Raw genomic sequence first — 7,452 nt, forward strand, 5'->3', positions numbered from 1 at the left:
AAACGCATGCCATCCTAAAAGATGGCGAAGCCGTTTATCCTTATGTGATCCTGCTCCTAGTTTCACCTCGCGTGAATGAAGAAGGAGCCTATTTTGCACAGGACCTATCGCGTGTATAATTAGTCACAGATAGAGAGGGTGGAGATAGGTCTATGGGACTAAAGGAGCAAAAGCATGTACTGGAGGAAGAATTCCCCCTGTCCCGTCAGAAGGTGTGGGAGCTGTTAAGCCAAACCGATCATTTAAACCGGGTGATCGGGCTGTATCCCATTCGTTCAAACCGCCTGGAAACGCGGAAGGGCGGGAGCGGGTTCATTCGGGAGCTCGCGGCCAAAGTGGCGGGAGTGATCCCCATGCGATGGAAGGAGCATCCTTTTGAATGGGTCAAGGAAGAGCGTTACGCCGTAATACGTGAATATAGCGGAGGACCGTTGCAGCGATTCTACGGGGGAATCGAGCTGGAGGATGCCGATACGGTGCTGCCCGATGGCACGAGGGCGACCCGGGTGCGGTTATTCGCCTATTTTACCCCGGCCAATGCATTGGGATTGCTGGCGATTCCTCTGATAGGCTTGAGCTCCATGCGCAAAACGATGCGCTATTTGTACAGCTTTGTCCAGTTGAAGCAGCAGATGAAGGAGCATTTGCTGCCTCAGCCTGCGCAAGCTTACTCCGTTCAGCAGGAGGAACTGAACCCGCTTCTTGCGAAGCTGAGGGAAAGCCTGCCGGGAGAGGAGAAGCTCGTACAGCTTCTGGCGGAGCACCTTAGCGTCAGCGGGGACGACGATGTGATCGATATGCGTCCCTATGTGTTGGCTGCCAGTTGGAGAGCCGAGCGGGAAGCGGTGCTTCGCTTGTTTTTATATGCAACCAAGCTCGGCATTACTAATTTAAGCTGGCATTTAATATGTCCGAACTGCCGGGTCACTAAAGGTGGAGCGGATACGATGTCAGGCCTGACGTCACAGTACCATTGTGATTTTTGCGGTATTGATTATGAGGCTAAATTTGACCGTTATGTGGAGCTGTGTTTTTCCGTCCATCCTTCGATTCGCCGGGCTATCAAGCACGTATTTTGTGTAGGGGGCCCCATGCTAACCCCGCATATTTATGCGCAGCAGGAAATAGCGGATCAAGCAGAGACCACACTGGTTTACCCCGAAGTGGAGGATAAGCTCCGCATCCGTGTGCTGCGCCACAATCATATGCTGCCGCTGTACGATGACCATGAGCGGGTGAGCCAAAGGAGCGCCGCTGACTTGAAGGATACATATCATGTGATTTATGACGGCGCCGAGTGGTCGCCAGCCTTGTCCACACGGCCGCAGTCCGGCTCGCAGCTGAGACTGGAGAATCGAAGCGGCGGCAGCATCATCGTTGCGTTAGAGAAGGATGACTGGGACGAACACACGGTGACGGCGGCCAAGGTAACAACCATGCATGAATTCCGCAGCTTGTTCTCCTCCGAGGTGCTGGCTCCAGGACAGCAGGTCGGCATCGAGAATGTAACGCTGCTGTTCAGCGATTTGCTTGGCTCGACGGCTTACTATGAGCATGTCGGCGATGCGCTTGCCTACGGTCAAGTGAGGAAGCATTTTGATTTCCTGCTGTACTGGGTGCACTTGAACAAGGGAACCTTGGTCAAAACGATCGGCGATGCCGTCATGGCTGTGTTTGAACACCCTGAGCATGCGGTTAAAGCGGCGCTGGACATTCAAACGCATGTCGATGAATTTAACCAAGGCAACCCGTCAAGCACGCCGATGGTCATCAAAATCGGGTTATACCACGGTCCGGCCATAGTGGTGAACTCTAACGGGATGCTCGATTACTTCGGACGTACCGTGAACCTTGCCTCAAGGACCCAAGGACTTAGTCTTGGTGGGGACATTATGGTCAGCCAGGCCTGTGCTGACAGGCCCGGCGTTCAAGCCATGCTGAGCGGCTACCGGGCTGAGATGGAACGCTTCGAGCGGCACCTGAAAGGAATTGACGAGGTCGTCGCACTGGCAAGGATTAAAGTGCCTCAGCCGTTAACTACCGGGCTGGCCGAGGTGGCGTCAGCCTCGGAATCTTCGGAAGCCTAAGGCGCTTATCCTTGCGCTTCTGCTGTGCTATACTACAAGCACTATGCTCTATTCTATGAAAGCGGGTGCTTTCCCTGTGTCCTTACGCATGCTGAAACGACTCACGATTATTGTTCCGCCGCTCATTATTGGCGGGTTTGAATATATTCGCCATGATTTTTTGTTGTCCGAGCTGTCTATGGAATCCGGCAACCTGTATATAACGCTTCTGACTTTACTGCTGTCGTATGTATTCGCGACCTGGATGTTCCACAGCATCGAGCGGACGAACGAGCGCCTCGCGGCAGAGGAAGCGAAGCGTGCCGTGTACGAAGAACGTGAACGGCTTGCACAGGAGCTGCATGATAATATTGCCCAGATTTTATTTTTTCTCAATGTGCAGCTCAAAAAAGGCCAGCTGGACGAGGCGCGTTCCGCGGTTTCCGAGATCGATCATCATCTGCGCCAAGCGATCTTCAATTTGCGAAGCTTGCCGGAGGATGCCGCAGATTTTCCTTCCCGTCTCGGCAAATGGATCGACGAATGGAGCGGGATCACGGGCATTGCCGTGGAGCAGTCGGTTGAGATCCATTCCGGGGTGGTTGCTCCTTCTACGGAGGTGCAGCTGTTTGCCATCATCCGCGAAGCTTTTACGAACATCCGGAAGCATTCGGAGGCGGATCATGCGTCTATCGAGCTGGGTTTGGCGGAGGACGGACAGCATTGGAGGCTGTCCATACGCGACAACGGGATCGGCATTACGGATAAGTTCAGCACAGCTGGTGAGGGTGCGGACGTCAAACCGGCTTCTGTCCCGAACCGATACGGCTTGGTACAAATGCGCAAGCATGCCGAGGCGCTGGGTGCCGAGCTCCAGGTGAACTCTTTGAAGCAGGGCGGCACCGAACTGACAGTTACAGGGAACTTGCAAAGGAGAGAGACTTGATGATATATCGCGTACTGATTACGGACGACCACCCGCTTGCGCGGAAAGCCGTTCGTGCGCTGCTGGAGGGCGAGCCTGAATTCGAGATTGTCGGTGAAGCCGACGGCGGCGAGAAGGCCATTGAGCTGTGCAGGGAGCTGCTGCCCGACCTCGTGCTGATGGATATTCAAATGCCCCGCATGACCGGCTTGGAGGCCACTCGCAAGATCAAGCAGCAGAACCCCCATATCCGCATTGTGATGCTCACTGTATCGGACGATGTGGCGGATTTGTTCACTGCCATCCAGTATGGAGCTCAAGGCTACTTGCTGAAAAATATGGATCCCGATGACTGGTTACACTATTTGCGCGGGCTGCTTGACGATCAATCCGAAATTTCCCGCGGCATGGCCGACCGTTTGTTCCACCAGTTCCGAACCGGGCCTAACCGCAACGAGGATGAGACCAAGCCGAGCGTCCTTTCCAGCCGGGAAGGCGAGATACTGGTCCAGGTTGCCAGCGGCCAAAGCAATCGTCAGATTGCCGAGCAGCTGCTCATTACGGAGAACACGGTGAAGAACCATATCAAGAACATTTTGGCGAAGCTGTCGCTCGATAACCGGGTGCAGCTGACGGCGTATGCGATACGTCACGGGCTGACACAGATTAGTCAAAAAAAATCCCGCCAATAGCCCGATGGGGTCATATTCAAGGCGTCCGAATTTTTGTACAGTAGTTACAGACCAAGGACGATTGAAAGGATGATTTACCAGATGAAAAAGGCCCATGTGCTCCTCGTATTATGTTTGTTTTTCACATTGCTCGGGGGCGGGATTGCGAGTGCCCATGTCACAGTTCAGCCGCCGGAGACGACTCAAGGCTCTTATGAAAAATTCGCCGTGCGCGTTCCTAGCGAGAAGGACATTCCTACGGTGAAAGTCGAAGTAAAGTTTCCGCTGGACTCGGTAACGATTTCCCGTTTCGAGCCGAAAGCCGGCTGGAAGTATGAATTGGCCAAAGATGCCTCCGGCAAAATTACCGGTGTAACGTGGACGGCTACCGGTGACGGATTGTCTGCAACGGAATTCGGCGAGTTTTATATGCAGGGCAAGGTTGCGGATACAGCCACCAGCATAACCTGGAAAGCCTACCAAACCTATAAGGACGGAAGCGTTGTGGAGTGGGTAGGCGCTCAAGGTGCCGATAAGCCGGCATCCGTTACGAAAGTCAATCCGAAGCCGGCAGGTGCAACAGCCGATAGCCACGGCAACACTGCAGCCGCGCCGGCGGCAGGTCACGATAAAGCGTCCGAGCCTGCGGCAGCCGGAGCAGCGGCCTCGCAAGCACCGCTTTACTTATCGATCGCTGCGCTGGTGCTGGGATTGATATCGCTGATCATCTCGATTACTAAACGAAAAGCAGCCCGCTAAGCCGCGGAAGGCAGCCGGATTTTCCCAAAGGGAGGATCCGGTTTTTTGTGTTAAAAACCAGCATCTCAGGGGATGCTTGGTATGTACATTCTAATGCGAGATGGAGGAATGAACTGATGCTTGGCAAGTGTAAAAAAAGGAAGCCGTTAGCTGCTTTGCTGTTTAGCCTGCTATTGTTTTTCTCGTTAAGCACGAGCGCATTTGGCTTTGGCAGCGGATCCAACGGGCCGGACGTTTTTGCCGTTCAAGGGATGTTGAAATCGATGGGCTATTTCTCGGGTGAGATTAGCGGTTACTACGGTCCCGAGACCGTGCAAGGCGTGAAAACGTTCCAAAAGGCTCATGGCCTCCCTGTAACCGGAGCTGTGGATGATAAAACGCTTCAGTCCATTTTGTGGGCATACGGGAATTTGAAGATTCCCAAAACACCTGCGCCTGCACCGGTACCGAATCCTGCTCCGAACCCGCCGCCAGCAGCCGAGCTATCTCCTGAAGAACAACAAATGGTCGATTTGCTCAATCAGGAGAGGAAGCAGGAAGGCTTGGCCCCCTTGACGGTGGATCCTGGGTTGTCCAAGACGGCCAAATTGAAGAGTCAGGACATGGTGGATAGAAATTATTTCTCCCACGATTCCCCGACTTACGGCTCACCCTTCGATATGATGAAGCAATTCGGCATCAGCTATTCCACAGCTGGGGAAAATATTGCGTGCAACCAGGGGGTTGAAGCGGCGGAAAAGGCGCTGATGGAATCTCCGGGACATCGGGCGAACATTTTAAGTAAGGAGTTTACGCATATCGGGATTGGTATTGTGGACGGAGGCTCCTGCGGCAAAATGTTCACTCAGCAGTTCATCGGGAAGTAAAAGGTGCGTCCCACAGGTCAGCTTTGAAAAAATGGTGCTCCTCTGTTGCGAGTTGCGAACAGAGGGGCTTTTTCCTCTGGATCCCATCGAACTTGAAAAGGGCATCGACCATCCTATGAAAATCGAGTATGATAGAGGCAAACAAGATAAAAGGAGTTACGGTATGGCTTCCAAAATGATTAAAGAATTTAAAGAATTTGCAATGAAAGGCAATATGGTCGACTTGGCGATCGGGGTTATCGTCGGCGGCGCCTTCGGCAAAGTCGTCACCTCGATTGTTAATGATGTCGTGATGCCTCCGATCGGCTTGCTGCTGGGGAAAGTTAATTTTAGCGATCTATTTATCAGCCTGGACGGGAATCATTATCCTACACTTGCCGATGCGAAAAAAGCCAGTGCTGCGACACTGAACTACGGCTTGTTTATCAACACATTGCTTGATTTTCTGATCGTCTCCTTCGTCATCTTCATCACCGTGAAGCAATTGAACCGGCTGCGCAAGAAACAGGAAGAGAAGCCCGATCCGAAGAAGGAAACAAAAGAGTGTCCAGAGTGCTTGTCGGATATCCCTAAGCTTGCGGTGCGCTGTAAATACTGCACGGCTTATGTTGAATCCGCCAATGAAGTAACGCCAAGGACGATGAACTAGCGCAGAACAAGCTTAAGAAAGGCCAAAAACAACTGAGGATTATCCATATTCGATTCCAGGCTTGTTCCTTTATACTCAAAGGATACCTTGGGTGAAGGAGTCGAGAGGATGATAACGAGAAAGTTGGGCAGGCGATACGCCAACGAGGGGGAGACCCCGGCTTGGGCGGATGGAGCTTGGATTACGGGGCAAGCCGATGCATCTATGGCTGCTGGGCCAGTCGTGCTTACAGCAGCGATAGCTCCTATGAGTGAGGGCGGCATTCACGATTATTATTCCAATGGTGATTATTGGTGGCCGAATCCTGATACTTCGGATGGCCTTCCTTACATACGGCGGGATGGCGAAAGCAACCCCGGTAATTTTGACAGCCATCGGGTACTGCTGCGTAGCATGAGAACCCATGTGGCGAATTTGTCGGCAGCTTACCAGCTGACAGGCCACGAAGCTTACGCCCGAAAGGCGGTTCAGCTGCTGCAGGCCTTTTTCTTACATGAGGATACGCTGATGCATCCGCATCTGCTGTATGCACAGGCCATTCCCGGCATTTGCTCCGGGAGGGGCATCGGAATTATCGACACGCTGCACCTTATTGATGTGCCGCTTGCTGTAGAAGCTTTAAGGGGTTCAGAGGCCATGACCGAGCCGATTTATGAAGGGCTGCAGCGATGGTTTGCTTCGTACCTGCATTGGATGAAGACTCATCCGAACGGCATTGAAGAAATGAATGCGGACAATAATCACGGCGTATGCTGGCTCGTACAGGCATCGGTATTCAGTTGGTTTACCGGCGACGAAACCATGCTCCATTTTTGCAGAGAACGCTTCAAAACCTCACTGCTCCCAGGCCAAATGGCCCCGGACGGTAGTTTCCCTAGAGAGCTGGCAAGGACGAAGCCTTACGGCTACTCGATTTTTGTCATGGATAATATGGTGACCCTGTGCCATGTGCTGTCCATCCCGGAGGATAACCTTTGGAACTATGAGCTGCCGGACGGCCGTAGCATTCGCTTGGGGCTTGACTTCCTCGTCCCGTATATTTCCGATAAAGCAGCGTGGCCCTATCCGCCGGATGTGGAGCATGATGAAGGCTGGCCTGCACAGGTCTCGTCCCTTTTGTTTGCAGGACTTGCTCTCGGCCGACCGGAATATATTTCATTGTGGCAACGTCTGGATCGGAGTCCTGTTGATGCGGAGGTACGCCGTAATATTGCGATCCGCCAGCCGCTGCTCTGGGTGTAGCTTGGTCGTATGTACTCTAACGCGTCTTCCATTCCGGAAGGCGTTTTTGTATTGTTGACTGAAACCAAAGAGCCTTCAGTACACTTCCCTATCGGGAATGTGTGCGGAAGGCTTAAGCGGGTTAAGCATATGCAAATCGGGGTTGTCAGACAATCAAATCGTTAGTTCCCCAAGCTTGATCAGCTCGACAACTGCTTGTGAACGACCTTTTACATTTAGTTTTTGCATGACGTTGGAAATGTATTATCACTGTCTCTTATACAAATATCCGAGC

The 7,452-nt window shown here is 52.7% G+C and carries 7 protein-coding genes and 1 pseudogene; 7 read left to right on the plus strand and 1 reads right to left on the minus strand.

Annotated features, from left to right (window positions below; all coding sequences use genetic code 11):
* Nucleotides 1-152: 152 nt before the first annotated feature.
* From CF651_RS25590 to CF651_RS25620, 7 genes are all read left to right on the plus strand, one after another.
* Nucleotides 153-2,087: a DUF5939 domain-containing protein gene (locus CF651_RS25590; protein WP_094017712.1), complete on the plus strand. Its 1,935-nt coding sequence runs from the start codon at nt 153-155 to the stop codon at nt 2,085-2,087.
* A 76-nt stretch (nt 2,088-2,163) separates the two neighbouring features.
* Nucleotides 2,164-3,012 (plus strand): sensor histidine kinase, encoded by an 849-nt coding sequence (locus tag CF651_RS25595; protein ID WP_094017713.1) that lies wholly within the window; start codon nt 2,164-2,166, stop codon nt 3,010-3,012.
* Nucleotides 3,012-3,683, plus strand: a complete 672-nt coding sequence (locus CF651_RS25600; protein ID WP_094017714.1) for a response regulator — start codon at nt 3,012-3,014, stop codon at nt 3,681-3,683. The genes CF651_RS25595 and CF651_RS25600 overlap by 1 nt, the downstream gene beginning before the upstream one ends.
* An 81-nt stretch (nt 3,684-3,764) precedes the next feature.
* Nucleotides 3,765-4,421: a YcnI family copper-binding membrane protein gene (locus CF651_RS25605; RefSeq protein ID WP_094017715.1), complete on the plus strand. Its 657-nt coding sequence runs from the start codon at nt 3,765-3,767 to the stop codon at nt 4,419-4,421.
* A 116-nt stretch (nt 4,422-4,537) separates the two neighbouring features.
* Nucleotides 4,538-5,287, plus strand: coding sequence for a peptidoglycan-binding protein (locus CF651_RS25610; protein ID WP_094017716.1), 750 nt, complete (start codon nt 4,538-4,540; stop codon nt 5,285-5,287).
* A 175-nt stretch (nt 5,288-5,462) separates the two neighbouring features.
* Nucleotides 5,463-5,936 (plus strand): large conductance mechanosensitive channel protein MscL, encoded by a 474-nt coding sequence (mscL, locus tag CF651_RS25615; protein ID WP_179232997.1) that lies wholly within the window; start codon nt 5,463-5,465, stop codon nt 5,934-5,936.
* Nucleotides 5,937-6,044: 108 nt separating this feature from the next.
* Nucleotides 6,045-7,178 carry an alginate lyase family protein gene (locus tag CF651_RS25620; RefSeq protein ID WP_094017718.1) on the plus strand — a complete coding sequence of 378 codons (1,134 nt, stop codon included), beginning with the start codon at nt 6,045-6,047 and terminating at the stop codon, nt 7,176-7,178.
* 153 nt (nt 7,179-7,331) lie between these two features.
* Here CF651_RS25620 and CF651_RS25625 read toward each other — a convergent pair.
* Nucleotides 7,332-7,421: pseudogene (locus tag CF651_RS25625) on the minus strand (helix-turn-helix domain-containing protein); the annotation flags it as partial.
* Nucleotides 7,422-7,452 lie beyond the last annotated feature (31 nt).

The sequence above is a fragment of the Paenibacillus rigui genome, from assembly GCF_002234615.1.
Taxonomy (GTDB): Bacteria; Bacillota; Bacilli; order Paenibacillales; family NBRC-103111; genus Paenibacillus_S; species Paenibacillus_S rigui.